At 63.0% G+C, this 25410-nt stretch carries 18 protein-coding genes and 4 tRNA genes; 13 read left to right on the forward strand and 9 right to left on the reverse strand.

The window, feature by feature from the left end; translation table 11 throughout:
• Positions 1 to 82: 82 nt before the first annotated feature.
• From mnmE to DL240_RS13980, 8 genes are all read right to left on the reverse strand, one after another.
• Positions 83 to 1471, reverse strand: a complete 1389-nt coding sequence (gene mnmE / locus DL240_RS13945; protein WP_111730519.1) for a tRNA uridine-5-carboxymethylaminomethyl(34) synthesis GTPase MnmE — start codon at positions 1469 to 1471, stop codon at positions 83 to 85.
• Between the two features lie 30 nt (positions 1472 to 1501).
• The gene (locus DL240_RS13950) at positions 1502 to 2686 is read right to left on the reverse strand and encodes a hypothetical protein (RefSeq protein ID WP_111730520.1); all 1185 of its coding nucleotides are present in this window, start codon (positions 2684 to 2686) and stop codon (positions 1502 to 1504) included.
• 67 nt (positions 2687 to 2753) lie between these two features.
• Positions 2754 to 4448, reverse strand: coding sequence for a membrane protein insertase YidC (gene yidC / locus DL240_RS13955; RefSeq protein WP_158542576.1), 1695 nt, complete (start codon positions 4446 to 4448; stop codon positions 2754 to 2756).
• Positions 4449 to 4516: 68 nt separating this feature from the next.
• On the reverse strand, positions 4517 to 4717 hold the full coding sequence (yidD, locus tag DL240_RS13960) for a membrane protein insertion efficiency factor YidD (protein WP_233497073.1): 201 nt from the start codon (positions 4715 to 4717) through the stop codon (positions 4517 to 4519).
• Positions 4718 to 4824: 107 nt separating this feature from the next.
• Entirely contained in the window at positions 4825 to 5160 is a 336-nt protein-coding gene (gene rnpA / locus DL240_RS13965) for a ribonuclease P protein component (RefSeq protein WP_199589819.1), read from the reverse strand.
• Positions 5161 to 5270: 110 nt separating this feature from the next.
• The gene (gene rpmH / locus DL240_RS13970; protein WP_111730523.1) at positions 5271 to 5423 is read right to left on the reverse strand and encodes a 50S ribosomal protein L34; all 153 of its coding nucleotides are present in this window, start codon (positions 5421 to 5423) and stop codon (positions 5271 to 5273) included.
• Positions 5424 to 5650: 227 nt separating this feature from the next.
• Positions 5651 to 7069 carry a chromosomal replication initiator protein DnaA gene (gene dnaA, locus DL240_RS13975; RefSeq protein ID WP_158542577.1) on the reverse strand — a complete coding sequence of 473 codons (1419 nt, stop codon included), beginning with the start codon at positions 7067 to 7069 and terminating at the stop codon, positions 5651 to 5653.
• Between the two features lie 547 nt (positions 7070 to 7616).
• On the reverse strand, positions 7617 to 8267 hold the full coding sequence (locus tag DL240_RS13980) for a YqgE/AlgH family protein (protein WP_111730525.1): 651 nt from the start codon (positions 8265 to 8267) through the stop codon (positions 7617 to 7619).
• A gap of 297 nt (positions 8268 to 8564) precedes the next feature.
• Between DL240_RS13980 and DL240_RS13985 the strand changes: the two genes are divergently transcribed.
• The 9 genes from DL240_RS13985 (at position 8565) to DL240_RS20030 (ending at position 16767) form a co-directional block, all read left to right on the forward strand.
• A tRNA-His gene (locus tag DL240_RS13985) sits at positions 8565 to 8638 on the forward strand.
• 158 nt (positions 8639 to 8796) lie between these two features.
• A tRNA-Arg gene (locus DL240_RS13990) sits at positions 8797 to 8870 on the forward strand.
• A 38-nt stretch (positions 8871 to 8908) separates the two neighbouring features.
• Positions 8909 to 8981 (forward strand) — tRNA-Lys (locus DL240_RS13995).
• A 110-nt stretch (positions 8982 to 9091) separates the two neighbouring features.
• Positions 9092 to 9173, forward strand: a tRNA-Leu gene (locus DL240_RS14000).
• Positions 9174 to 9363: 190 nt separating this feature from the next.
• A complete protein-coding gene (tig, locus tag DL240_RS14005) occupies positions 9364 to 10860 on the forward strand; it encodes a trigger factor (protein WP_111730526.1) in 1497 nt (498 codons plus the stop codon).
• Between the two features lie 66 nt (positions 10861 to 10926).
• Positions 10927 to 11535, forward strand: a complete 609-nt coding sequence (clpP, locus tag DL240_RS14010) for an ATP-dependent Clp endopeptidase proteolytic subunit ClpP (protein ID WP_111730527.1) — start codon at positions 10927 to 10929, stop codon at positions 11533 to 11535.
• Positions 11536 to 11758: 223 nt separating this feature from the next.
• On the forward strand, positions 11759 to 13015 hold the full coding sequence (gene clpX, locus DL240_RS14015) for an ATP-dependent Clp protease ATP-binding subunit ClpX (RefSeq protein ID WP_111730528.1): 1257 nt from the start codon (positions 11759 to 11761) through the stop codon (positions 13013 to 13015).
• A gap of 87 nt (positions 13016 to 13102) precedes the next feature.
• Complete coding sequence (gene lon / locus DL240_RS14020; protein WP_111730529.1) at positions 13103 to 15547, forward strand: endopeptidase La; 2445 nt, start codon at positions 13103 to 13105, stop codon at positions 15545 to 15547.
• Positions 15548 to 16317: 770 nt separating this feature from the next.
• A complete protein-coding gene (locus tag DL240_RS20030; protein ID WP_158542578.1) occupies positions 16318 to 16767 on the forward strand; it encodes a hypothetical protein in 450 nt (149 codons plus the stop codon).
• A 33-nt stretch (positions 16768 to 16800) separates the two neighbouring features.
• On the opposite strand, the gene DL240_RS14030 is transcribed toward DL240_RS20030, so the two are convergent.
• Positions 16801 to 20628, reverse strand: coding sequence for a serine/threonine-protein kinase (locus DL240_RS14030; RefSeq protein ID WP_111730530.1), 3828 nt, complete (start codon positions 20626 to 20628; stop codon positions 16801 to 16803).
• A gap of 174 nt (positions 20629 to 20802) precedes the next feature.
• Between DL240_RS14030 and DL240_RS14035 the strand changes: the two genes are divergently transcribed.
• From DL240_RS14035 to DL240_RS14050, 4 genes are read left to right on the forward strand one after another with little or no spacing between them, the layout of a single operon-like run.
• Positions 20803 to 22869, forward strand: coding sequence for a TrkH family potassium uptake protein (locus tag DL240_RS14035; protein WP_146618303.1), 2067 nt, complete (start codon positions 20803 to 20805; stop codon positions 22867 to 22869).
• A 30-nt stretch (positions 22870 to 22899) separates the two neighbouring features.
• Entirely contained in the window at positions 22900 to 23550 is a 651-nt protein-coding gene (locus tag DL240_RS14040; protein ID WP_111730532.1) for a potassium channel family protein, read from the forward strand.
• Between the two features lie 3 nt (positions 23551 to 23553).
• Positions 23554 to 24699: a methyl-accepting chemotaxis protein gene (locus DL240_RS14045; RefSeq protein WP_146618304.1), complete on the forward strand. Its 1146-nt coding sequence runs from the start codon at positions 23554 to 23556 to the stop codon at positions 24697 to 24699.
• A 49-nt stretch (positions 24700 to 24748) separates the two neighbouring features.
• Positions 24749 to 25300 (forward strand): hypothetical protein, encoded by a 552-nt coding sequence (locus DL240_RS14050; protein ID WP_111730534.1) that lies wholly within the window; start codon positions 24749 to 24751, stop codon positions 25298 to 25300.
• Positions 25301 to 25410: the final 110 nt, after the last annotated feature.

The following is a 25410-nucleotide window of genomic DNA, read 5'->3' on the forward strand; positions in this document are numbered from 1 at the left end:
AGGTCATTCATCAGTGAATGTCGAGAAGTTAGACGCGGATGAGCGAAATTTTGTTCACGAGCCAAAAAAAAATGATGAGCGCTCACTTGCCCACGCAGAACTCCGAGAAAATGCGCTGCAGGATGTCGTCGGTGCGCACTTTTCCGGTGATGTCGCCCAGCGCGTCGAGGGCCTCGCGCAGATCGATGGCGATGAGCTCGTGTTCCATCTCCATATCCAGCGCCTGGCGGGCACGCCCCAGCGCCTCCAGGGCTCCCACCACGCCCTGCAGATGGCGGGCGCGGCTCAGCAGCACGCCTTCGCCACGGGTCAGCCCTTCGGCCAGCGCGGCCAGGGTGGCGATGAGCGCGTCGATGCCCTGAGGCACCGCCGCGCCCAGGGCGCAAGCGACGCGATGTTCAAAACGCTCGCAGAGGACGCGATCCTCATCGGTGCGCCCGTCTGGAAGATCGATTTTGTTGAGGATCAGCACCACCGGGCGCGCTCGCTCACGATCGCGCTCCAGCGCCTGGCGCTCATCGGGCCGAAGCGGACGGCTGCGGTCGATGACTCTCAACACCAGGTCGGCCTGCTCACCGAGTTCTCGGCTACGCTGAATGCCGATGGCTTCCACCCGATCTTCGGTCTCGCGCAGGCCGGCCGTATCGATCAGTCGCAGTGCTGCTCCGCCCAGGTGGATCTCTTCTTCGAGAAAGTCGCGGGTGGTCCCCTCGATGTCGGTCACAATGGCGCGCTCGGTGCCGTGGAGCGCGTTGAAGAGGGTGGATTTTCCGGCGTTGGTCACCCCCAGGATGACCACGCGGATGCCCTCGCGCTGGCGGCGTCCCTGATCGAACTTCGCGCGCAACGCTTGTAGCTCGGCGCTGGCCTCGTCGATCCGGCGGCCGATTTCATCGCGTTCGATCTGATAGACGTGCTCTTCGTGGCTGAAGTCGATCGCGGCCTCGATCAGCACCGCGGCCACGGTGAGATGTTCGACGATGGCCCCGATCGCGTTGCCCAGGGAGCCCTGCAGGTGCTCCAGTGCCAGACGATGCGCGGTCTCGGTGGTGGCGTTGACCAGGTCGGCCACCGCCTCGGCCTGAGTGAGATCGAGGCGGCCGTTGAGAAAGGCGCGCTGAGTAAACTCGCCGGGTTCGGCGATGCGTGCACCCAACTCCAAAGCCCGGTCGAGCACCCGGCGCAGGATGATCGGCCCCCCGTGGCACTGCAACTCCACCACGTCTTCGCCGGTGTAGCTGCGGGGGCCGCGCATGATCACGGCCAGCGCCTCATCGATCAGTTCGCCCTCGCCATTATAAAGATGGCTCAGGCGCAGCAGGTGCGAGGGGTGCTCCCGAGGCCAGTCGGGCACCAGGCCTCGTAGCACGTCTTCGGCTCGGCCCCCGCTCACCCGCACAATACCCACGCCTCCGGAACCCGCCGGCGTGGCGATGGCGGCGATCGTCGGCGCCAGACTGCCCGTCATCATACACCTTTCGCTAGAGAGCCAGAGGCCGGGTCAGCTCGGATCGATCTTGAGCTTGCGGAAGATCCCGTGATCCGTGCTTTCGCTGTTGACGCCTTCCATGTCGCCGATGCGCTTGTGGATCACCCGACGGTCAAAGGCGCTCAGACCCGCCACCAGGATCGGATGCCCCACCTTCTTGGCGGCCTCGCCAAGGCGAGCGCCCACGTGGCTCAGGTGCGACTGGCGCTGTTGCTTGAAGCCGCCGATGTCGATCACAACCTGCGAGCGGGCTTCGCGTCCCAGCGATTCCGCCAGCAGGGTCTGCATCCCGGTAAGTACCCGCGGGGAGCGCTTGCTGCGCCCGATCATCACCTCGGTGTCGGCGCCGCTGACGTTGAAGATGTAGTTGTCGCCGTCGAAGCTGCCGGTGGCCGTGAGGTCGAGTTGCATCTTCTCAAAGAGCTCCCGAAGCCAGCTCTCTCCGCGGGCAATCACCGGGTCTTGGACCTGGCCACGTCGCGAGGCGGTAGGTTCTTCGGAGGGAGCGGCCTCTTTTTTGGACTTCTTGGCGCTCTTTTTAGGAGCCTTCTTCTCGGAGGTCTCCTCATCTTTCTTGGAAGCCTTCTTGGGCTTCTTCGCCTCTTTCTTGCGCTCTTTTTGGGCGTCGTCGTCGGCGAGCTCTTCGTCGTCGCTGTCCTTCTTCTGGGACTTTTTGGACTTCTTCGGAGCGCTCTCGTCTTCGTCTTTCTTGGAAGACTTTTTGGACTTCTTCGGAGCGCTCTCATCTTCGTCTTTCTTGGAAGACTTTTTGGACTTCTTCGGAGCGCTCTCATCTTCGTCTTTCTTGGAAGACTTCTTCGAGGAGGCTTTTTTCGCCTTTTTGGCCTCCTTCTCCTCATCGTCCTTTTGAGCTGGCGCTCCCTGGGCCGCAGTGTCCTCCGCGCCCTCGCTCACCTCATCCTTTTTCTTGGAGCGAGTGCGGCGCGGCTTCTTCTCGGCCTTCTCTTTGGCCGGCGCCTCTTCAATGTCCTCGCTGACTTCTTCCTTTTTCTTGGAGCGGGAGCGGCGCGGCTTCTTCTCGGTGGCTTCTTCGACGGCGGTGGTGCTGGCGGCCGACGCAGCGGCCGGAGCCGAGCCTTCGTCGCTCACGGCGACTTTGCTGTCTTCGTCGAGCTTGCGGGCGCGGCGGCCCCGGGCGGAGCGGCGACCGCTTTTGGACTTCTGATCGTCAGCCATATGCAACCATTCCTTTTCAATGAGGCCGCCCGATGCGGCCTGGAGCGTCGAGTGTCGATAAGGGGCGTCAGGCCGATGCGTCGGCTTCTTCGGCCGCCGCAAACTGCCGCTTGATCATGTACTGCTGAGCCAGACCCAGGATCAGGTTGAGCAGATAGTAGAGCACCAGACCCGCGGGCAAAAAGAGCATGAAGGCGGTGAACATGATCGGCATGATCTTCATCATGATCGCCATCTGCGGGTTGGCCTGCTCGACCATCGTGAGGCGCTGCTGGATGAACATCACCGCGCCCATCGCCAGCGGCAGCAGGAAGAGGGGATCGGGGGCCGAGAGGTCGGTGTACCACAGGAAGTCGGCCTGATAGAGCTCAACCGAGTTGTAGATCATGACGAAGAGCCCGTAGAGGATGGGCATCTGCAGGAGCATCGGCAGGCAGCCCAGGGGGCTGACGTTATGCTCGCGGAAGACCTTCATGGTCTCTTCGCTCAGGCGCTGCTGATCGTTTTCGTACTTCTCGCGAATCTCTTTGATCAGCGGCTGAATCTGCTTCATGCGTTCGGCGCTGACGTAAGCCTTCTGGGTCAGCGGCCAGCTCACCAGCTTGATGAGCAGGGTGAGCAGAATGATGGCGATGCCCCAGTTGCCGGTGAACCCGAAGAAGAGCACCAGGAGCGCGCGCAGCGGGCGAGCCAGCACGGTCAACAGGCCGTAGTCGACGCTCTCTTCCAGGCGGTAGCCGGTGTCTTTGAGCACGCCGTAATCTTTGGGGCCCATGTAGAGCAGGTTGCTGGCGACGTAGCGCTCGTTGGGCGCGATCGAGAAGCCTTCATAGGTCAGGTTGGTGCGCAGGTAGTCACCATCGAGGCGTTCAAAGACGCAGGCCTCGGCGCCGGACTCCGGGATGGTCGCGATCAGGAAGTAGCGGGTGTCGGTGCCGGCCCACATCGTCGGGACCTGGCTAAAGGTGGTGGTCTCTTCGAGCTGCTCAAAGAGGGTGCGCTCAATGTCATCGCTGGTGCGGCAGACCGCCTCCAGCTGGTCGGGACGGAAGTCCAGAAAGTTCGACTTGCGGTCGGGATCATCCTTGTTGATGACGTCGACGAGCAAGGTGTCGATCAGGCGCACGTCCTTGAGGCGGTTGTGCACCACCACGTCGAAGTCTACGACGTAGGGCTTATCAGCCACCATTTCGTAGACCTTGTCGATGCTGAAGCGCCCGCGCGGATCGGTGTAGCGGTAGGTGAGCTTGGAGTAGGTTTTGCCGTCTTCGTTAAGCTCACTGAGGTCTTCGATGACCTGGTAGCCGGCATCCGGAGCGACTTCGACGTTCTCGGCCTTGAAGCGCACGGTGAAGGGGTAGGCCGGGGCGTCGGCATCCAGCGAACGCAAGAGATCGCCGCCCTCATTGGCGTACTGCTCCGGTGCGGTCACTTTGATGTCGGTGGCGACCGCGCCCTGGTTGTTCAGGGTCACGCTGAGGCTGTCGGAGGCCAGTACATCGATGCGCTCCTCGACCTCCACGGCTTCGACCGGAGCTTCTTCGGCCTGCGCCTGCGCTTGCGCTTGCGCGTCGGGGGCGACCTCATTGGCAGCGGGTTGTGTGCCCGGTGCGGAGTCATCCGAGGCGGCTTGGCCCTCTTCGGCGACCACCGCGCCTTCCTCAGGCACCGGCGCTTCGGTGCCCAGGCCCATGACGGCCTGCCAGATGATAAAGACGACGGTGATCAGGCTCATCGCCAGGATAAAGCGTTTTTGTTCCATCGCGCGTTCGCTCTTTGGGGCCCGGGGCGGCCGTTCGAGGCGCCGCATCCGATCCTTGATTCAGGAGATCAGGGGACGGGGTCGTAGCCGCCCGGGCTCAGGGGATGGCAGCGCAGCAGGCGTTTGAGGCCCAGGAAGCCGCCTTTAAAGAAGCCATAGCGCCGTAGCGCCTCCATCATGTAGGAGGAGCAGGTCGGAGAGTAACGGCACATCGGCGGAAGCAGAGGGGAGAGGGCCCGCTGATAAAGGCGCACAAAGCCCATCCCCATCCTGGCCAGGGGGCTGGTACGCACCGGGAGTTGCGCGTCGTCGACGGACTCGTCGACGTCGGGCAAGGTGCGATCCCCGGACTCGGATGTGGCGTGCTTGTGGCACATCAGCGACGCTCTCCTCGGGGGCGACGCGGCCGTTGCGCTCGCGCCACCGTTTGGAGCAGGTCGGCGACCAGTTCGTCGAAAGGAGGATGGTCGCTGCCCGCTTTGACGATAATCACCGTGTCGTGATGGTTGCCAAATTGGGACTTGTTGCGGCGAAAGATCTCGCGCAGCCGCCGTTTCCAGCGGTTGCGACAGACGGCGTTGCCGACCTTTTTGCTCACGGTCGCCCCCAGACGGGGATGACCCAGGGCGTTGGGAGCGCTATACACCACCACCCAACGCCCTTCATGGCGACGACCTCGCCGGCGAGTGCGCAAAAAGTCGGAGCGCTTCAAGAGACGCTCCGACTTTCGCAGCCGCTGGTCCGATCTCGGCCCTCCTGGGGCAGTCGTGCCTTCGTTAGAGGGTGCGATCAATGCGGTCACTGGCTTCAAGGTCGCTCAGCTTACTTCTTGTGCTTCGTCACGGCGAGGTTGGTGCGGCCGCGCGAGCGACGGCGCTTGACGATGAGGCGACCGCCGACGGTTTTCATCCGCTTGCGGAAACCGTGAGTACGACGACGCTTAACTTTGCTCGGCTGGTAGGTACGCTTCGACATTTTAGACCTCAAGTGTTCAATGTATGTGGTGCACAGGTTCTCAATGCTACGATTTAAAGGCGCCGCAGGGCCGCATCACCAGGGGTGTTTGAGGCAAGGGCGCGAGCGCAGCGTCGGTCCCCATTTTTGGCCGGGGACCAGAGCGCGGCAACTAAACATCACCGATGGCCTAAAGTCAAGCTGGCCTTGGGTTGTCGGCGAGGTTGAGTGGCGAGGCGATCGCCACCTCAGCGGAGGAGGAGCGCCTCAAGCTCGGCAATGGCGGCGGCGAACTCATTGTTGCCCGTTTCCACCAGGTCTTCGATTTTTCGGAAGGCCGTGAGCACGGTGGTGTGATCCTTACCGCCGAACTTCCGACCAAGCTCCGGATAGGACTCACCGGTATGCTTGCGGCTTAAGTACATGGCCATCTGGCGCGGCTCGCTGATCGCGCGGGTGCGCCGGCTTCCCTTGATGTCGGAGGCCTTCAGATCGAAGTGCGAGGCGACCGTGCGGATGATCTGCTCGACGTTGAGGCTGCGTTCATGCTGGATGTTCATCCGCTTGAGCAGCTGGCGCGCCAGATCGGTGTTCAACGGCTGATTCATCAGCTGGGCCTGCGCGACCATACGCAGGAGGGTTCCCTCCAACTCCCGCACGTTGCTGCGGATCGAGGTCGCCAGCAGCATGGTCACATCTTTGCCCAGCTCCAGATCGCTGTCTTCGGCCTTCTTTTCGAGGATCGCCACCCGCGTCTCGATCTCCGGGGGCTGGATATCGGCGATCAGACCCCAGGCAAAGCGGCTGGCCAGACGCTCCTCAATCCCCGGAAGCTCCTGCGGGGTCTTGTCGGAGGTCATCACGATCTGCTTGCCGCTCTGATAGAGCGCATTAAAGGTGTGAAAGAACTCCTCCTGGGTGGAGTCCTTGCCGCCGATGAACTGAATGTCGTCGATCAGGAGGAGATCGCAGTCGTGGCGGAACTGGTTGCGGAACTCGGCCATCGTCTTCTGGCGCAGGCTCTGAATGAGCTGGTTCATGAAGACCTCGGCCGAGAGGTACTTGACGCGCGTGGCCGGATTGCGACGCAGCATCTCAATACCCACCGCCTGCAGCAGGTGAGTCTTGCCCAGGCCCACGCCCCCGAAGATGAAGAGCGGGTTGTAGGTCTGACCGCTGCCCGAGGCCACGGCCTGACAGGCCGCGTGGGTGAACTGGTTGGAGGAGCCGACGACGAACTCGTCGAAGGTGTAGCGGGGGTTCATGCCCGCCGCGCTCACCAGGGCGTCGAGATCAGCCGGAGCCGAGATCTCCAGGCTATCGAAGTCGAAGAGTGCGGTCTGAGCGCCGGATTCGTCGAGTCGAGCCGAACGGGCGGCCATCGGCTCCAGATCGACGTCGATGTTTTCGACTTCTTCACCTTCGAGACCATCGCCGTCGAGGATCTCGATCTCCAGGCGCTGGCCCGCGGCGTGCTCGATCGCCTCCTCGATCAGGTCGAGGTAGTTGTCACGCACCCAGATGCGCACGAAGGGATCGTCAGCCAGCAGAGTTAACTTCGCGTCGCTGCACTCATAGGGGCGCAACTTCTTGAACCAGTTCTCAATGTTCTCTTCATTGAGCTGGGTCTGAAGTTCGAGCAGGGCGGCGTTCCAGATTTCTTGCATGGATGGCATCGCTTGCAGGCAGAAGAAGTCGAAATACATCACTTAAGTACAGCGGCAATCGCAGGTGAGACAGATGCCTCGCCAGGGGCGGCTCCGCTCAGGCTCAACCTTCACGAGGAACCGCCTCCCGAACGTCAATCTCAGAGGTCCCCGGATGGGGCCTCCGAACTCGCCCGGGCCCTACAGGTTATGGGGGATGGGCCTGACAAAGGGAAGTTCATTCTGGGCGAGGAGCCCCTGCGGAGAGGGGTTATGACGCGGCGCGGCTAGCAGGGAAGCGGACTTTGAAATCTGGGGAGAAGTTTTCCACAGAGCTGTGGAAAAAAATAATTTGATACGTGTTTTTACCGGGAAGGCGATCGAATGAAAAATTTGCACCCGGTGAAAAGCACATAAGTTTCAGGGGGTTATCCTGTGGAAAACGCCGACCTGTGCGGGATGGTCGGTGGCGATCGCCGGGCGATCACGATCGGTAGGTCAGAGATCGCTCCGGGATCGCCCTGTGAAAAGATCTGTGGAAAACCCTGGGGAGAGCGCGGAAGGGGGGTCAGGCCGAGCCCGAACGCGCCATCATGAGGAAGGCTGCCGGGTCGACGCCGAGCTCGGCGAGGGACTCCTCCCACTGAGCTCCCGGCCGCGGATGGAAGAAGCTGTGAGGGGCAAAGTCGAGCATCAGCCAGGAGCCTTCTTCGATCTCCTCTTCGAGTTGTCCGGGCCCCCAACCGGCGTAGCCGATGAAGGGACGGTAGCGCCCGGGCTGCAGCCCCTGGGCAAAGCCCTCGATGATCTCGCCACTGGCCGCCAGGTACCAGCCCTCCATAAAGGTGAGTTCTCCCTCATCGCCCTGGCGCATCCGGCGCAGGTGACGTCGTCGCTCTGCCTGGTCGGCATCGATTCCCTCCAGGCGCTGGTAAATCACCCAGAGTTGCTCAATACGCACCGGACCGCCGAAGTAGACCGGCATCTCAAAGCTCTCCGGGGTCAGGCGGCGTGCGATGTCTTCATTGACGCTCTGGATGAGCGATCCGAAGTCGATCTCCAGCGGTTTGTTGACGATAAAGCCCATCGCGCCCTCCTGATCGTGATGGACCATGGCGACGATCGCCCGTTCAAAGGGGGATCCGTCCAGACGCGGCGACGCGATCAGAAAGCCGGGCGCCGAGGAGCGCGGTAAAGTAGGAACGGGCGGCTCGGACATGGTGTGACTCCCGGCGAAGAGGTGATGGCAGCGCGAGGCCCGGATCGACGTGCGTGCGATCCGAGAAGATCCCCCGATTGGATGCAGTATCGCGGGAGGTGGCTCCCATGGCGAGTAGCGTCGGTGACCCGCGCCTAAAGCTAGACCAGCGCCCCAAAAGTCAACGGGTTGTCCGGCCGAAGGAGCCGACGAGGTTAAAAAGATGCAGTTGGATGCAAGAATGTCTTGACAACCTACAGGAGGCTCATTAATGTCCCGGCCTGTTCGACGCCACCCGCACAGGGAGGCCAGAGCACGGTGGGCATAGCTCAGTTGGTTAGAGCGCTGGCTTGTGGTGCCAGAGGTCGCGGGTTCAAATCCCGTTGCCCACCCTGGAAGTAGATTCCGCACAAAGTACGCCTCATCAGCCTGCGCATGATGAGGCGTTTTTGTTGGGATCGAATCGGACAAAAAAGTGTCAGAAAACACTTGAACGTCCGGGGAGGGGGTGGCATAAGACCCTCCGCTTCGCGGTTCGCACTGCGAGACAGCGCCCGTAGCTCAGCTGGATAGAGCGCCGGACTTCGAATCCGTAGGTCGCAGGTTCGAATCCTGCCGGGCGCATGAAACACCCCGCAGCAAAGGTCATCGTTGTTGCATCCGGGCCAGTAGCTCAATCGGTAGAGCATCGGACTCTTAATCCGCAGGTTGAAGGTTCGATTCCTTCCTGGCCCATAAAGATAGTCAGCACAGCGCCGCGGGCGCTGTCTGCGATGACGGCCAAAGCCGGGTCGAGGCGTCTGCCCGGCTCGGCTTTTGTCATATTTGAGCCCGAAGGCTCGTTGGCGAGAGTGGCGGAATTGGTAGACGCGCTGGATTTAGGTTCCAGTGGGGTAACCCGTGGGGGTTCGAGTCCCCCCTCTCGTATGGAGGCCGGCCAGAAGATGTGTTGAGCCGGTGTCTCTACTCTAAAGACGAACGTGCGCCTGGAAGCATCGAGGGCGCGCGCGAGCACATCCCGGTGTGTGGCCACGAGTAAGGGTCGCGCGCCCCGAACATCACGCCGGCCGGGCATAGAGCTCTGGGGCCGGTTGCACTGCTTAAGGAGAGCAAGCCGATGGCACATCAGGTCGAAGAGACTGGCGAGTTGACGCGGAGCGCGACGATCACGGTAGAAGCGGCGGAGTATGATCGTCAGGTCAACAAGGCCCTGCGTAAGCTCTCGGGTCGGGTGAAGGTTCCGGGCTTCCGCAAGGGTAAGATTCCCCTTTCGGTGATGAAGCAGCGCTACGGTCAGGCGGTGACGCGTGACGTGATCGAAGACCTGGTCACCGAGAACGTCAACAAAGTGCTCAATGAGACCGAGAACGTGCTGCATGTGGGCGTGCCTCAGGTCACCGATGTGCCCTTTGGTGATGGCGGCGAGCTGAAGTTCACCGTGGATTTTGAGCTGCGTCCGGAGATCGATCCGATCGGCTACCTCGGCGTCAAGGTGGAGAAGCCCGTGGTCGAGATCGCCGATGAGGCGATCGACGCCGAGCTGGAGCAGCTGCGCCAGAGCAAGTCGACGCTGGAGGCGGTGGTCACCCGTGAAGCCATCGAGCTGGGCGACATCGTGACCGTGGACTTTGAGGCGGTCGGTGAGCACCCCGAGCTGCAGGATATGCGCTCCAGCGGTGTGCAGATCGAGATTGGTTCGGGGCAAACCCTTCCGGGCATCGAAGATGCGCTCAAGGGCCAGGCTTTTGACGCGGTGGTCGACTCGGAGATCGAGGCTCAGGAAGACTTCCCGGTCGAGGAGCTTCGTGGTGAGAAGCTGCCGATCCGCCTGACCGTGACCAAGGTCGAGCGCAAGGTGCTGCCGGAACTCGATGATGATTTTGCGCAGACCACCGGTCAGGGCGAGACCCTGCTGGAGCTGCGCGCGACGATCCGCAAGCGTCTGGAAGAGCAGCGCGAGAAGGAAGCCGAGCAGCTGGCGATCGACTCGATGATGAAGAATCTGCTGGGGCAGAACAGCTTTGAATTGCCGCCGAGCTTCCTCGACGAACAGGTCAAGGCCGCTGCCAAGCAGCGCCTGCAGATGTTTGCTCAGCAGGGCATCGATCCGGCGCAGTTCGGGTTGAGTGTCGACGCCATCGCGGAAAGCATTCGTGAAGATGTCGTGGAGCAGATCAAGCGTGAGTTCTTGCTCATGGAGATCGCTCGCAAGGAGGAGCTCAAGGTGGAAGAAGCCGATCTTACGGCTTTCTTTGAGCGCCGTGGTGCCGAGCTTGGAGCCAACGCCCAGCAGTACCGGGCTTTTGTGAGCCAGAACACCGACCGGATGCGCCAGGCCCAGGCCTCAGCGCTGCTGGAGAAGGTCCGTGCCAAGCTGCTCGCCGACGCGGAGCTGACGGAGGTAGCGTGGCCCAGCGACGAGGAAGCCGCTGCGGAGGAGGCCCCTGCAGAAGAGGCCAAGCCCAAGAAGAAGGCTTCGACCAAGAAGAAGAGCACCAAGAAGGACGAAGAGGGCGAAGCATCGGCGGAAGAGGCCAAGCCCAAGAAGAAGGCTTCGACCAAGAAGAAGAGCACCAAGAAGAAGGATGACGATAAGGCGGAAGACGCCGAATAAGTCGTCGGTTGAGCGGTCGATGGATGTGTGTGTCGAAACGTTAAGCAGCACTGCAAGGAGCGTGTGATGGCTTTTATCCCCAACGTCGTCGAACAGACCCACCGCGGAGAGCGCGGCTGGGACATCTTTAGCCGACTGCTCAAAGATCGGATCATCTTTCTGGGAACCCAGGTCAACGATCAGATCGCCAACTCCATCATCGCGCAGCTGCTCTTTTTGGAGAGCGACGATCCCGACAAAGAGATCTCGCTCTACATCAACTCCCCGGGGGGGAGCGTGACCGCGGGGTTGGCGATCTACGACACCATGCAGTACATCAAGGCGCCGGTGTCCACGATCTGCCTGGGGCAGGCCGCGTCGATGGGGGCGGTGCTCTTGGCGGCCGGTGCGCCGGGGCGGCGTCTTAGTCTGCCGAACTCGCGGATCTTGATTCACCAGCCCTTGATGGGGGGGCTGAGCGGTCAGGCCACCGATATCGATATTCAGGCGCGCGAGATCTTGAAGTTGCGGGAGACGCTCAACGGGATCCTGGCCAGCCATACCGGTCAGAGCCTGGAGAATATCGAGCGCGACACCGATCGTGATTTCTTCATGAGCGCCGGGGATGCCCGGGAGTACGGTCTGATCGATGAAGTGGTCAGCCCGCGGGTCGGGCTGGAGCGCTCGGAAAAGTAAGGTAAGGTGGGGTCTCTTTGGGAGTCGATCCGCAGGGCGATTCTTGGAGAGGTTGAAGTCAGCTCAGCGTGCTCGTTAGGATGCGAGCTGTGTGTCGGTGGGTTTCGGGGAATGCCTCCTCGAAACCCGCCGTTTTTCGAGGGTAGAAGGAGCCCGAATCTCTGCGGCAATCAGGCCGCCGGGGGCAGTGGGCGCAGCATTACCAGAGACACCAGGATATCTCATGGCGAAGAAAGGCAGCGGCGGTCACGCCAACTTGTGCTGTTCATTCTGCGGGAAGAGTCAGCGCGACGTGCAGAAGCTGATCGCCGGCCCCACCGTCTATATTTGTGACGAATGCATCGGGCTATGCGGGGATATCATCGACCAGGAGGTCGAGCGAGAGGGGCGCACCGGCGGGGTTGCCCATGTGCCCAAGCCCATCGAGATCAAGGAGATTCTCGATCAGTATGTGATTGGCCAGGAGAAGGCCAAGCGCACGCTGGCGGTGGCGGTGCACAATCACTACAAGCGCATCGACAGCCCGGTGGATAACGATGGGGTGGAGCTGCAGAAGTCGAATATTCTTCTTATTGGCCCCACCGGAAGTGGCAAGACGCTGCTGGCGCAGACCCTGGCGCGGATTCTGGATGTGCCTTTCACCATCGCCGATGCCACCAGCCTGACCGAGGCCGGGTATGTTGGCGAGGATGTCGAGAACATCATCGTTAACCTTTTGCAGGCCGCCGATGGCGATGTGGAGAAGGCCAGCCGTGGGATCATCTACATCGATGAGATCGATAAGATCTCGCGCAAAGGTGAGAACCCCTCGATCACCCGTGATGTCTCCGGTGAAGGGGTGCAGCAGGCGCTCTTGAAGATCATCGAGGGAACGGTTGCGTCGGTGCCGCCCAAGGGTGGGCGCAAGCATCCGCAGCAGGATTTTTTGCAGATCGACACCACCAACATCCTCTTCATCTGCGGTGGCGCCTTCTCGGGGCTGGAGCAGATCATCGCGCAGCGCGTGGGCGATAAGCGGATGGGCTTTGGTGGGGATGTGAGTAAGGTCGATGATCGTTCGACCAGCGAGCTCTTTGCGACGCTGCAGCCCGAAGACCTGATGCGTTTTGGGTTGATCCCCGAGTTTGTGGGGCGCGTGCCGGTGATCGCGACGCTGGAAGAGTTGGATGAGTCGGCGTTGGTGGAGATTTTAACGTCTCCGAAGAACGCGCTGGTTAAGCAGTACCGCAAGCTCTTCCGGATCGACGGGGTCCAGGTGGAGTTTGAAGAAGGGGCACTGCGTTCGGTAGCCCGGGCGGCTCTGGCCCATAAGACCGGGGCGCGGGGGCTACGGGCGATCCTTGAGACCTTGATGATGGATCTTATGTACGAGTTGCCCGATCGAGAGGACGTGAAGGAACTCAAGATCACCGATGAGATGGTCAATCGGGCCAGTGGCGCACAGATTCAACTCGACCCGACAACGGCCGAGTCCGCGTAAGCGCCGTTCCAGATCCCGCATCTTTGACAGCTACGTTGCGGTCAGCTCGCCGAGGGGCCGCGTCGATGGAACTTAAACGAGAGCGATATGGCGTCTTCCAACGAGCAGCGAACCGGTAGCGATCCGACGGCCACTCTTCCCCTCTTGCCGCTGCGCGACATCCTCGTGTTCCCGGCGATGAAGGTGCCGCTTTTTGTGGGACGAGAGAAGAGCATCGCCGCGCTTGATGAGGCGATGAAGCGCGATCGGCAGATCGTGCTGGCTGCTCAAAAGAAAGCCAAGACCAATGAGCCGGGGGAGGACGACATCTACGAGGTGGCCACGCTGGCGACCATCGACCAGCTCTTTCGCCTGCCTGATGGTACGGTGAAGGTGCGGGTGATCGGCCAGCAGCGTGTGCAACTCGACGAGTATCTGGAGACCGCTGAGTATTTCGAGGTGCGTTTCTCGTTGCTCGAAGATCAGAGCGCCGCGCTTGATGACGAGCTCAAGGCGCTCTTGCAGACGTTGCGCTCTTCGTTTGCCGAGTATGTGGAGCTCAACAAGCGCATTCCCGGCGAGATGATCGAGGAGATCGCCCGGGTCAAAGACCCCTCGTTGCTGGCTGATACGATCGCCGCCCAGCTGGCGCTCAAATTGAGCGACAAGCAATCGATTCTGGAGATGCTCGATGTGACCGAGCGTCTGCGCCAGCTCTACGAGCTGATGCAGGAAGAGATCGAGCTGTTGAAGGTTGAAAAGAAGATCCGCTCGCGTGTGAAGAAGCAGATGGAGCGCACGCAGAACGACTACTACCTCAACGACATGCAGGGTGCGATGCCTAAAGATCCCAACGATCAGAATGAGTTCAAAAACGAGATCGATGAACTCGAGGAGCGTATCCAGCAGAAGGACATCTCCGAGGAAGCGCAGGAGAAGCTGGAGCGGGAGCTTAAAAAGCTCAAGATGATGAGTCCGATGAGCGCCGAAGCCACGGTGGTCCGGAACTACATCGACTGGGTGCTCAGTCTGCCCTGGGGCGAGTACACCGAGGACCGCCTGGATGTGAAGGTGGCCGAGGAGACCCTGGAGGCGGATCACTACGGGTTGGAGAAGCCCAAGGATCGTATTCTTGAGTACCTGGCGGTGAAGGCGCTGATCCGCAAGCCGCGTGGTCCGATCCTGTGTCTGGTGGGACCGCCCGGCGTGGGTAAGACCTCGCTGGGGCGCTCGATTGCGCGGGCGATCAACCGCAAGTTTGTGCGCTTGAGCCTGGGCGGGGTGCGTGACGAGGCGGAGATTCGCGGTCACCGCCGCACCTACATCGGGGCGCTTCCCGGCAAAATCATTCAGTCGTTGCGCAAGGCGGGGAGCTCTAACCCGGTGCTCTTGCTCGACGAGGTCGACAAGATGTCGACGGACTTCCGGGGCGATCCCTCCAGCGCGTTGCTTGAGGTGCTCGATCCGGAGCAGAACGCGACCTTCAACGATCACTATCTGGACCTGGATTACGATCTTTCGGACGTGATGTTTTTGTGCACGGCCAACAACCTCCAGCAGATTCCGGCGCCGCTTCGCGATCGCATGGAAATCATCCAGATCCCGGGCTACACCGACTACGAGAAGTTGCAAATCGCGCGGCACTATCTGGTGCCCAAGCAGCTTGAGAACAACGGCATTGATGATGTCGATGTGCACTTCACGGAGAGCGCCATCAGTCGGGTGATCAACGACTACACCCGGGAGGCCGGGGTGCGTAACCTGGAGCGTGAGATCGGGACGGTATGCCGCAAGATCGCGCGAAAGGTTGTGGAGGGCGGCAAGGACCAGTCGTTTAACGTCAACGCGCGGGCGGTCACCCATTATCTGGGGCACTCTAAGTTCACGCAGGGCCGAATTGAGGAGCGCGACGAGGTTGGGATGACCAACGGCGTGGCCTGGACGCAGTACGGCGGCGTGATGTTGGTCAGCGAGGTGTCGGTGATGCCCGGTAAGGGCAAGTTCATCATCACCGGGAAGTTGGGCGACGTGATGCAGGAGTCGGCTCAGGCGGCGATGAGCTACGTGCGTTCGCGAGCGATGAACTTAGGGTTGAGTCCGGATTTTCACCAGAAAGTGGACCTTCACATTCACTTCCCGGAGGGCGCCCTTCCCAAGGATGGCCCCTCCGCAGGCATCACCATGGCGACCAGCATTGTGAGTGCGCTCACGCGTATTCCTGTGCAACACGATGTGGCGATGACTGGCGAGATCACGTTGCGCGGGCGAGTGCTGCCGATTGGCGGGCTCAAAGAGAAGGCCATCGCGGCGCAGCGGGGCGGCATCCGAAAGATCATCGCGCCGATGGAGAACAAGCGCGATTGGCCGGAGGTGCCCAAGAAGGTGCGCAAGCAGCTTGAGGTGGTGTGGGTGGACCATATGGACGAGGTGCTCGCGCATGCGCTTCGCCTGGAAGATCGCGATGCGTTCCAGGAAGCGCTGAAGCAGCCGCTCTTGCCGCCGGATATTTTGCTCAATCAGCCTCCGGGGGACGGGGCGACGCCTGTGCACTGAGCGATGGCGAGCTGAGAGAGCCACGGAGACCGACAGGTTTTCGGGAGAGTAAGAGCACCGGGCGCTTTGCGCCCGGTGCTTTTGTGTTTGGACGATAGCGACGGTGGGTAGGAGCTTCCCGGGCGTTTCGGAAACGTCGTTTGGGGGGGCGTCGATGTCGCACCCTCGGAAGCGTCGGTCGCTGTCGCACTCTCGGAAGCGTGGATCCCGGAAGCGTGAATCCCGCAAGTAAAGCGGTTGATGTCGCACCCTCGGAAGTGCGAAGTCCGTAAGTAAAGCGGTTGATGTCGCACCCTCGGAAGCGTGGATCCCGCAAGTAAAGCGGTTGATGTCGCACCCCCGGAAGTGCGAAGTCGGCATGGCATGCGGTTGATGTCGCACCCTCGGAAGTGATCGATGTCGCACCCTCGGAAGCGTGAATTCCGCATGTAAAGCGGTTGATGTCGCACCCCCGGAAGTGCGAAGTCCGCATGGCATGCGGTTGATGTCGCACCCTCGGAAGTGCGAAGTCCGCATGGCATGCGGTCGATGTCGCACCCTCGGAAGTGATCTGTGCCATTTTCGGAGGGTCGCTGTCGCACCCTCGGAAGTGATCGATGTCGCACCCCCGGAAGCGGTTGATGTCGCACCCTCGGAAGTGATCTGTGGCATTTTTGGAGGGACACCGGGGCCTGGTTCCTGCAAAAAATTGCGCCCCTTGCCACCCTTGTTAGGCTTCGTCGCGTTGTATCCGTGAGATGTTCACCAACCTGCGACCAGGGAAGGACGCGATGGAAGTGCATTTTGATCAGCTCGATCGCCCTCAGACCTCAACCGCGCCAGCTGGCGAGTCGGTGCCGGAACGACGCCGGCGACGTACCGAGCGTCCGGAGTTGGCGCTGGGGTATCAACTCGACCAGGTGGTGCGCGACTTTGAGTTGCGCTGCTGTGTGTTGGTGGATGAAGACGCGCGCCTGGTGGCCGCGTCGCCCGATTGCCCCACCTCCTTTATGCAGGCGCTGGCCGGGCTGGTGCCGACGATGGCGGTGGTGCCACAGCATCGGGAGCAGCACCTGGAGACGCTGCGGCGTCAGCAGCCTTTGCTCACGGCCGATGAGTTGGCGGTGTGCGCGTTTCGCGCCGGCGGGCGACGGCTCTTCATTGCCGCGGTAGGCACCGAAGCGGTGATGAACGAGGTGGCGATTTTTCGGGCGATCACCGGGGCTCGTCGTATCCTCTGAGTGAAGGTGGGCCCTTTGCCCCCGAGGCAGGGTTTAGCTCGTGCGCGCGCCGATACGTCCGGCGCCAAAGCGTCGCCGGCCGATCTCGGGAGGGACCAGGGAGCCGATGGCGTATCCGCTGCCGGTATGCGGGTTCGGCAGGCGGCCCTGGACCTGGCCCAGCTCGTGTTCTCGTCGGGCCAGGGGGATGAAGAGGCCGTAGCTGCCCAGACTCGCGGCGTTGAGGCGCGCGCGAGACAGGCGCGTGGCGGCTTCGCTGAGCTCGCCGCGGGCCAGGGCCACATCCGCGCGGAAGAGATCGCGGAGTGCCGTCGACGTGCGCACCCGATCTCCGGGGCTCTCGACCAGGAGCGTGGAGAAGAACTCACCGCGGGCGTTGAACCCGCGGCCGAGCAGCTGCAGGTAGATGATATGAGCGCGGGCCACGGCCCGTTGTTCCTCATCCACGACCTCTTCGGCGAAGGTCACCGCATCGGAGAGCGCGGCGAAGGCGGCCTCGTCTTCATTGAGATCGAAGCAGGCGTAGGCCTGGCGCACCAGGGCGTTGAAGGCGAGCTCGCGCTGGCCGGTTTCTTCGCCGACGTAGAAGACGTGTTCGTAGTGTTCGTGGGCCATGGTGGGGCGCCCCATGGCCAGGTAGAGGTCGCCCAGATGGTACTGCACCCGGGCGCGGCGCAGGGTGTCGTTGCGGGTGCCGTAGAAGCTCATCGCCTCGACCAGGTGAAGTTCGGCCTGCTGAAGATTCTCCAGCGCGGCCAGCGCGCGGGCCAGGCCCAGGTGCGGCGTGTGCTCGTCGTGGAGGTGGTGGGTGGAGGTCAGGGCCAGTGCCCGGGTGTAGTTGTTGCGGGAGGCGTCGAAGAGGCCGGCGGCAAAATGGGCTTGTCCCAGCTCCTGGAGGCAGGAGACCACGTCGCGGGGATGATCCTCGTTGTCGAAGATCTCCATGGCGCGTTTGAGATGATCGATCGCCTCTAAAAAGCGGCCCTGACGGGTGAGGACGTCTCCCATGTAGCGGTGCTGGCGGGCGCGCAGGGCGTTGTCCTGAAGTTTTTCGGCCTTGTCGATGCTCTGAAGCAGGATGCCCTCGGCCTGGCGCGGACGGCCCAGGAGCACTGAGCAGCGCCCGATCTCGGCCAGGGTGGCCACGTAGGGACGGGCCAGCGAGGTCTTCTGGAAGAGGTCGCGGGCCAGTTCATAGTGGTGCAGCGCGTCTTCGTAGCGGGTCTGGCTCATGGCCAGGTCGGCCAGGAGTTTGTGAGCACTGGCGCGCAGGGGATGGGCGTTTTCGCGGGCTTCGCGGATGGCGCGCAGGAGCGCATCTTCGGCGGCGCCGTGTTCGCCAAGCGCCCCCTGTACCTCGCCCAGGCGCAGCCAGACCCGGGGGTGAGCCACAAAGGCCGCCGGCGGGGTTGGCGAGCGCATGGAGAGGTCGTCGAGGAGCGCCTTGAACTGCAAAAAGTGCTCGCGGGCCGAGTCCAGATCGAGCTCTTCGTAGGCGGACTCGCCAGCCTGGATCAGCAGGCTGATGGCACGCTCAAAATCATGTCCCTGGACCGCGTGATGGACGATGCGGCGCAGGTGCTGTCGTCCGGGCTCTGGCGAGTACTCGTGCAGGAGTGCGGCCAGATTGTGGTGGGCCTCGATGGCGTCGTCGCGCCGGGAGAAGTGCTCGCGCAGGTTGCGGGCGTACTCCTGGTCGGCAAAGGCCAGGGTCTCGTCGGTGAGGCGGAGGATGCCAAAGCGCTCCGCCTGCTCGAGGATGGTGCCCATCACCCGGGTGGTCTCAAAGGGGAGCACACGGTGGTAGACAAACTCCCAGAGCGGGCGCTCGACCACGCGCTCGTCGAGCTGAGCCAGGTAGCCGAGGACGCTGTCGAAGGCCTGATGCATCTCGGCGCGTTCCGCCGCGGGGGAGGCCGTTGTGGGAGGGGCGTCTGTGGCGAGGTCGGGAGCCGGTGTCGCGGGCGTCTCCCCGGCGCTCGGCGGCTCGGCTGCCGGCGTATCCGAGGGTTGCACGCCATCGGCCTGGGCCGCCCAGTGGGCGATGTCGACGTCGTCGAGCTGGGGGCCGGTGGACGCGTCGTCGGCGGTGCGGCCGCCGGGGTAGGAGCCGTCGACGGTGGCCCCGGAGCTCAGGTCGGCCAGCTCGGTGAGGGCGTCGCTGCTGGACTCGGCCAGCCCTTCTTTGCGAGCGCCGGGCTCCAGCAGGCGGAGCTGGCGCGCGCAGGTGGCCGGGGCGTTGAGCAGAGTTTCGGTGTAGCGCATCAGCCCCGGGCGCTGGGCCAGGGCGTCGGGGTGCACGGTGACGACTACGAGAATCGGGGCCGGATGGACCTGGAGCTCGCGCACGAAGCGATCGAGGAACGCCAGGGTGAGCGTGTCGGCCGTCTCCAGGTTTTCGATGCCCCAGATCAGGGAGCCCACGCGGGAGGCGCGTCGAAAGGGCTCGATCATGCGGCTTAAAAAGGCGTCGCGCAGGGAGGTGAGTTCGCTCAGCGGGTTGGAGTCGATGCGTACCGGCATCAGTTCGGTGAGCGTGGCCTGCTCCTCCTCGCCATGGAACTCGCGCAAGAGGCGGTTGACCTCTTTGATGCCATCGCCCCGCAGGCGTAGCCCGGCGACCTGAGCCAGATCGGCCTCCAGGCCCCCGGGAGGGGTGGCGGAGGTGTGGGACTGACGGTGGATCAGGCGCACGCCGAGTTGGTTGGTCTGCCGGCGTAAAAACGAGCGCAGGAGGTTGCTGCGTCCGGTGCCCGGATTGCCCCGCAGCACCGCCAGGCGCATCTGGGCGGAGTCCTGGACCTCCTGGAGCATCTCGCCAAGGACCGAGAGCTCCCAGCGGTAGACGTCTTCGGCGATGCCGGGTTCGTCGGGTTCGGCGCCGGCGGCCGGCAGGGTGACCAGGGGGCGAACGGGGCGAGGCTGGCGCAGGCTGGGGGGGATGTCCCGCAGATCCATATAGGGAACAAAGGGCTCCTGGAGCAGGGCTTCCAGGAGTTCGCCGGCGTTGCGGATGCGCTTGTAGGGATCTTTCTGGGTGCAGTTTTGGATCAGCTGGCTAAAGGGCAGCTCGTCAAAGGGGGGAGGCAGCTCCAGGGCCGGGTCGTTGATCTGGCGTAGCATCACGTCCATCGGGCTGAGTTGGCCGTCGTAGGCCGCCCGACCGGTGATCATCTCGTAGGCGATATGACCGATGGCGTAGACGTCGACCGCCGGGCTGATGTCCTCGGCCATGGCCTGTTCCGGGGCCATGTAGAGGGGGGTGCCAAAGACGGTGCCCTCCTGGGTCAGCGGGGCCAGGGAGCTGGCGCTGGCGTCGCCAAAGTCGCTGAGCGCCTTGGAGACGCCGAAGTCGAGGACTTTGACCTGATCGCCGCCTTCGCGGTCGACCAGGAAGATGTTTTCGGGCTTTAAGTCGCGATGGATCAGCCCCATGCGGTGGGCTTCGGCCAGGCTGCGGCAGGTCTGGGTGAGGATCGACCAGACCCGCTTCAGGTTCATGGGGCGGCCGTGTTTGACCTCCTCACTTAAGTCGCGCCCGCGGAGGAACTCCATGGCGATGTAGCAGAGCCCTTCTTCGGTCTGGCCGTAATCGAAGAGGGTGATGGTGTTGGTGTGGGAGAGCTGGCTGGCGAAGAGGGCTTCGCGGCGAAAGCGCTCCACGATCTTGGCGTCGGCCGAGGCCCGGGGCTTGAGCACCTTGAGGGCGACAAAGCGGTTCATGCCCTCCTGGTGGGCGCGGTAGACCACCGAGAAGCCCCCGGAGCCGATGACCTCCACGATGCGGAAGCGGCCGGCCACCAGGTCACCGGGTTTAAGCGCGGGCAGATCGGCATTGTAAGGGGGGGCAAATGCCTGCATGACGGGGGTTCCGGGGAGTGAAAAAAGAATGAAACTGCCGCGTTAGCCAGACTTCCATTCATACCAATGGCCGCTCGTGGCGAAAAGTTGCATTTCAGGGGCACCAGGTGGAGGATGCCGCGGAAACCGGCCGCAGTCGCCGGGCACATCAATGGCTAAGAGTGGTTGCAGAGTATGGCTCAGTTAGGATCGAGCGCAGAGCGCAGACTGGCGGCGGCACGGGTGATGGGGGCGAACCTCTTTTCGGCCTTTGCCCAGCTGGCAGTGGATATGCCCAACGGCTACTTCGGTGGGGCCGATCAGGTCACGGAGTGGGGCCGTCTTTACGTGATGTTCTTGCTGGCCTCGACCCTGCTGGTGTCCTGGGGTTACGTGCGCAATCACCCCCGGGTGGTCTGGCTGGTGGCGCTGACCGGATCGCTCTCGATCGGGGTGTTTATGGCGGCGCTGGCGGTCAGCCCGATCATCCCGGCCGGGGCGATCATCTGGAACCTGGCGGTGCTGGCCTGGACGCTCTTCCCGCTGCGGCTCTCCGGGGGGCGTCACGGCTCTGCGCTGCCGGGGAGGCGGCGCGAGGACGAGCTCGATGGCTGGAGCCGCAGAAATGGCGCGGCGGTGCGCCACGTGCTCTGGGTCTCGCTGATCCTCAACGTCGGGGTGGTCGGCTTTGAACTCAGCGGCCAGGACGTGGTGGTGATCGCCACGATGGCCTTCTCGCTGGTGGCCAGCGCGCTGACGGCCCCGGCGATCGGGGCGCTGGTGCGGGAGCGCCGGCTCTGGGTGCTGGTGATCACGGTGCCGCTCTTTTTGATGGCCTTCTTTCTGGGCAGCCCCAAGGTGCTCCTGCTGCTCTTGAGCTTTTATCAGTTCGCGATGCTCTTTGTGCTCTCGGCGCGGGAGCCAATTTTCAACGACGTGCTGGACTACTTCTATGAGTACCCGGCGCTCCTGGTGCTGACGACCTTCGCCACCCTGACGGCGGTGGGCACGCTCTTGCTGAGTCTGCCGGCGGCCTCGGCCAGCGGGGTGCCGGTGAGCCCGGTCGATGCGTTTTTTACCGCGACGAGTGCCTCGTGCATCACCGGGCTGATCGTGCTGGATACGCCGGTGGCGTTTACGACCTTTGGCCACGTGGTGATTCTGGCGCTGATTCAGATGGGGGGCATCGGGATTTTGGTGCTCTCGACCTTTGCCACGCTCTTGCTGGGGAGTCGGCTGGGGCTGCGGGCGGAGCGGGCGCTGGAGGAGGTGCTGGACTTGCCCGGCTCGCAGAGCGCGTACAGCCTGGCAAAGTTCATCGTGGGGTCGACCCTGGCGATTGAGGGGCTGGGGGCGGCCGGATTGACCGCGGTGTACATGCGCCATGGCGAGTCCTTTGGGGAGGCGCTGTGGCTGGGGGTGTTTCACGCGATCTCGGCCTTTTGCCATGCCGGGTTTGCGTTGCAGTCGGATTCGCTGGTGATGTTTCAGGAGGATCCGGTGGCGCTGACGATTTTTTCGCTGCTGGTGACCCTGGGGAGCGTGGGCTTTCTGGTGCTGGCGGTGGCCTGGCAGTGGCTGCGCGGGGAGCGGCGCCGGGTCAATGTGCAGGCGCGTCTGATCGGTTTTGCCACGGTGGCGATGATCGCCGCGGGGATGGTGCTCTTCTTTATCTGCGAGTGGAACGGGGTGCTGGCCGAGATGAGCTGGACGGACCGGATTTTCAACGCGTTGATGCAGAGCGTGACCCTGCGTTCTTCGGGCTTTAACTCGGTGGATACCGAGGTGCTGAGCTCGGCGACGGTGTGGTTTATGATGTTCTTTATGTTCATCGGCGGGGCGCCGGGATCCACGGCCGGGGGCATCAAGTTGACGACCCTGCTGGTGCTTTTGTTTGCGGTGCGGGGCATTGCCAGCGGAACGCCGCGGGTGGTGTTTTTTCGACGTGAGATTCCGCAGGCCATCGTGTATCGCTCCGCGGGCATTACGGTGATCAGCATCTTGCTGGGCTTTTTGCTGCTCTTTTTGCTGCTGTTGACCCAGTCGATCCCCTTTGAAATGTTGGCGTTTGAGGCGGTCAGCGCGCTGGGGACGGTGGGGCTCTCGGTGGGCGCCACCAGTCAGCTCAACGACGTGGGCAAGCTTCTGATTGTGCTGGTGATCTTTATTGGACGTGTGGGGCCGCTGGCGTTGGCGCTGGTGCTGGGACGGGGGCAGCCGAGTCGGCTCTCGTATCCGGAGGCCCGGATCATGGTGGGTTAAGACGCGCTTAGGGCGCGGTAGCGAGCAGTTATGAGTCAGTTTGCAGTGGTAGGACTGGGGCAGTTTGGCATGAGCGTGGCGCGCAACCTGGCGCACCAGGGCGAGTCGGTGATGGCCATCGATCTGGACCCGGAGCTTGTGGAGAACGCCTCTCAGGATGTGGACGTGGCCATTCGGGCCGACGCCACCGATGAGCGCACCTTGCAGGAGTTGCAGCTCGATACGATGAGCTGTGTGGTGGTGGCGATCGGGGCGCACTCGATCGAGGCCTCGGTGTTGACCACGGCGCTCTTAAAGCAGGTGGGGGTGCCGCGGATTGTGGCCCGGGCGATGAGCGATCTGCACGCCCGGGTGCTCCGGGCGATCGGGGCCGATGAGGTCGTCAATCCCGAGGAGGAGATGGGTCGGCGGCTGGCCGCGCGACTCTCCCAGCCCAGCATTCTGGAGCAGGTGGAGCTGGGGGATAGCAACCTGGCCGAGGTCGAGGCGCCGGAGGTATTTGTGGGCAAGACCCTGGCCGAGCTCGACATTCGCAACCGTTACGCCGTCTCGATCATGGCCATTCAGCGAGGCGATCACGTGATCGCCAACCCGATGGGCGGCGAATCGCTCAAGAGCGGCGATGTGCTGGTGGTGGTGGGTTCGGTGAACTCGATTCGTAACCTCGCAGCGCTGGCGTAATCGATGCTTAAACTACGTACTCGGCTCTTGCTGGGGTACGGCTACATGGCCGTGCTCGTGCTCTTGACCGCCGGCGGGGCGGCCTTTGGGTTTTTTAGTATCAGCGAGGCCATCGACCGGATTCTGAGCGAAAATTTCCGCAGCGTGACCGCGTCGGTGGAGATGATGGAGGCGCTGGAGCATCAGAATACGATGACGATGAGCGCGCTGCTGACCCGGGAGAGCACCGATGATGCGCTGGCGACCAGCGATCGGGCGTTTTATGCGGCGCTGGAGCGGGCCGAGGCCAACGCCACGATCGAGGGGGAGGCGGAGCTGATCGCGGAGCTGCGCGCGAATTACCTGGGGTACATCGAGGTGCGCGACCGGATGCTGGGGCGCTCGCATGCCGAGCCGATGGAGATCTTCTCGGAGGAGATTTTCCCGGCGTACATCCGGGCGCGCCAGCAGACCTTTGAGCTTTTGGACCGCAATCATCAGGCGATCATCGAGGCCGACCGGGCCGCGCGCATGACGGCGTTGCAGACCGCCGGGTGGCTGGGGCTGCTGGTGACGGTGGCGCTCTTCTCGATGGTGTTTCTGGCGCGGGCGCTGCAGCAGAAGATTCTGGTGCGCCTGGACGAGCTCAACGACGTGGCCGAGGCGATGCTGATTGGCGAGCACTGGCGGCGCTTTGACATGTCGGAGAATGACGAGCTGGGGATGGTGGCCCGTCAGCTCAACGCGGCGCTGGATGCCCGCGATGAGTTGCAGTCGGAGATGCGCGGGCGGATCAACCAGCAGAAGCAGCTGGTGCTGGGGCTGATCTGGGGGATTCCCGGGGAGCGCCTGCTGGTGGGGCTGGACAGTCACCTGATCGCCTCGACCTGGACTGGCGAGGAGGGGGAGGCGATTGAGGCCACCCTGGCCTGGCTGCGGGAGCGGCGTCGGGAGGTGCTGGAGGAGTTTCGGCAGGAGCAGAAGGCCGCGGTGATCGACGCCCGCTTTGAGGGGATCGACGTGCAGATCCGACTGCTGGCCACCCAGGACGGTCGCCCGGTGGGCTGGTTGGTACGACGCCTGCGCGAGCAGGACCCTGGCGAGGACGAGGAGCAGGCCCCCTCTCCCCCGGCCGAGGGGCCGTCTGCGCCGCGCAGTTCGGTGGATTGATGTCTGTAGGGCTGGATGAGCTGTGATTGACTTTGTGGAGGGAAGGTTGATGAAGGCAGTGAAAGGGATCGGTGCGGGGATGGTCGTGCTGGCGGTGCTCGCTATGAGTTCGGGGGCCAGCGCGCAGGTGGTGCAGGAAGAGGATTTTGAGCTGAAGCAGTCCCGTCAGCGGGTGCATATGCCGGGGCTGCGCCTGGATTATGGCTTCTCGGAGGTGATCGGGCTGGGGGTGGGCTATATGTACGCCACCGAGGCGATCTTTGGTTTTGCCGGGGTGGAGACGCTCTTTCGGGCCGGGGCCGGCGCGGATCTGAGCGTGGTGGTGCCCTCGGACTGGGGCGGGCTGGAGGCGGTGACGGTGTACGGGCGCGGGCGCCTCTCGGGGGTTGGTCCCTCGGGGGGGCTGACGCTGGAGGCCGGGCTGGGCGCCGGCGTGGAGCGGCGCGGGGTGGTGCCGGGGGCGACCCTGGGGGCGTATTACGCCGGCAAGCAGTTTGAGATCGGCTACTTTTATCAGTTCGCGCTGCAGAGCTATCGGCCGGACTGGATGAGCACCCATAACGTGGGTCTGCGTCTGCACATCCCGCTTCTGCCTCATTGAGCGCGTTGGGGCTCTGGGGGGGGCCGATGCGCGTCCGGCCGATGCGCGTCCGGGGGAGGAGCATGGGCCCGTGTTTATGCGGCCGATGCACATCCGGGGGAGGAGCATGG

It is taken from the genome of Lujinxingia litoralis (genome assembly GCF_003260125.1).
GTDB lineage: Bacteria > Myxococcota_A > Bradymonadia > Bradymonadales > Bradymonadaceae > Lujinxingia > Lujinxingia litoralis.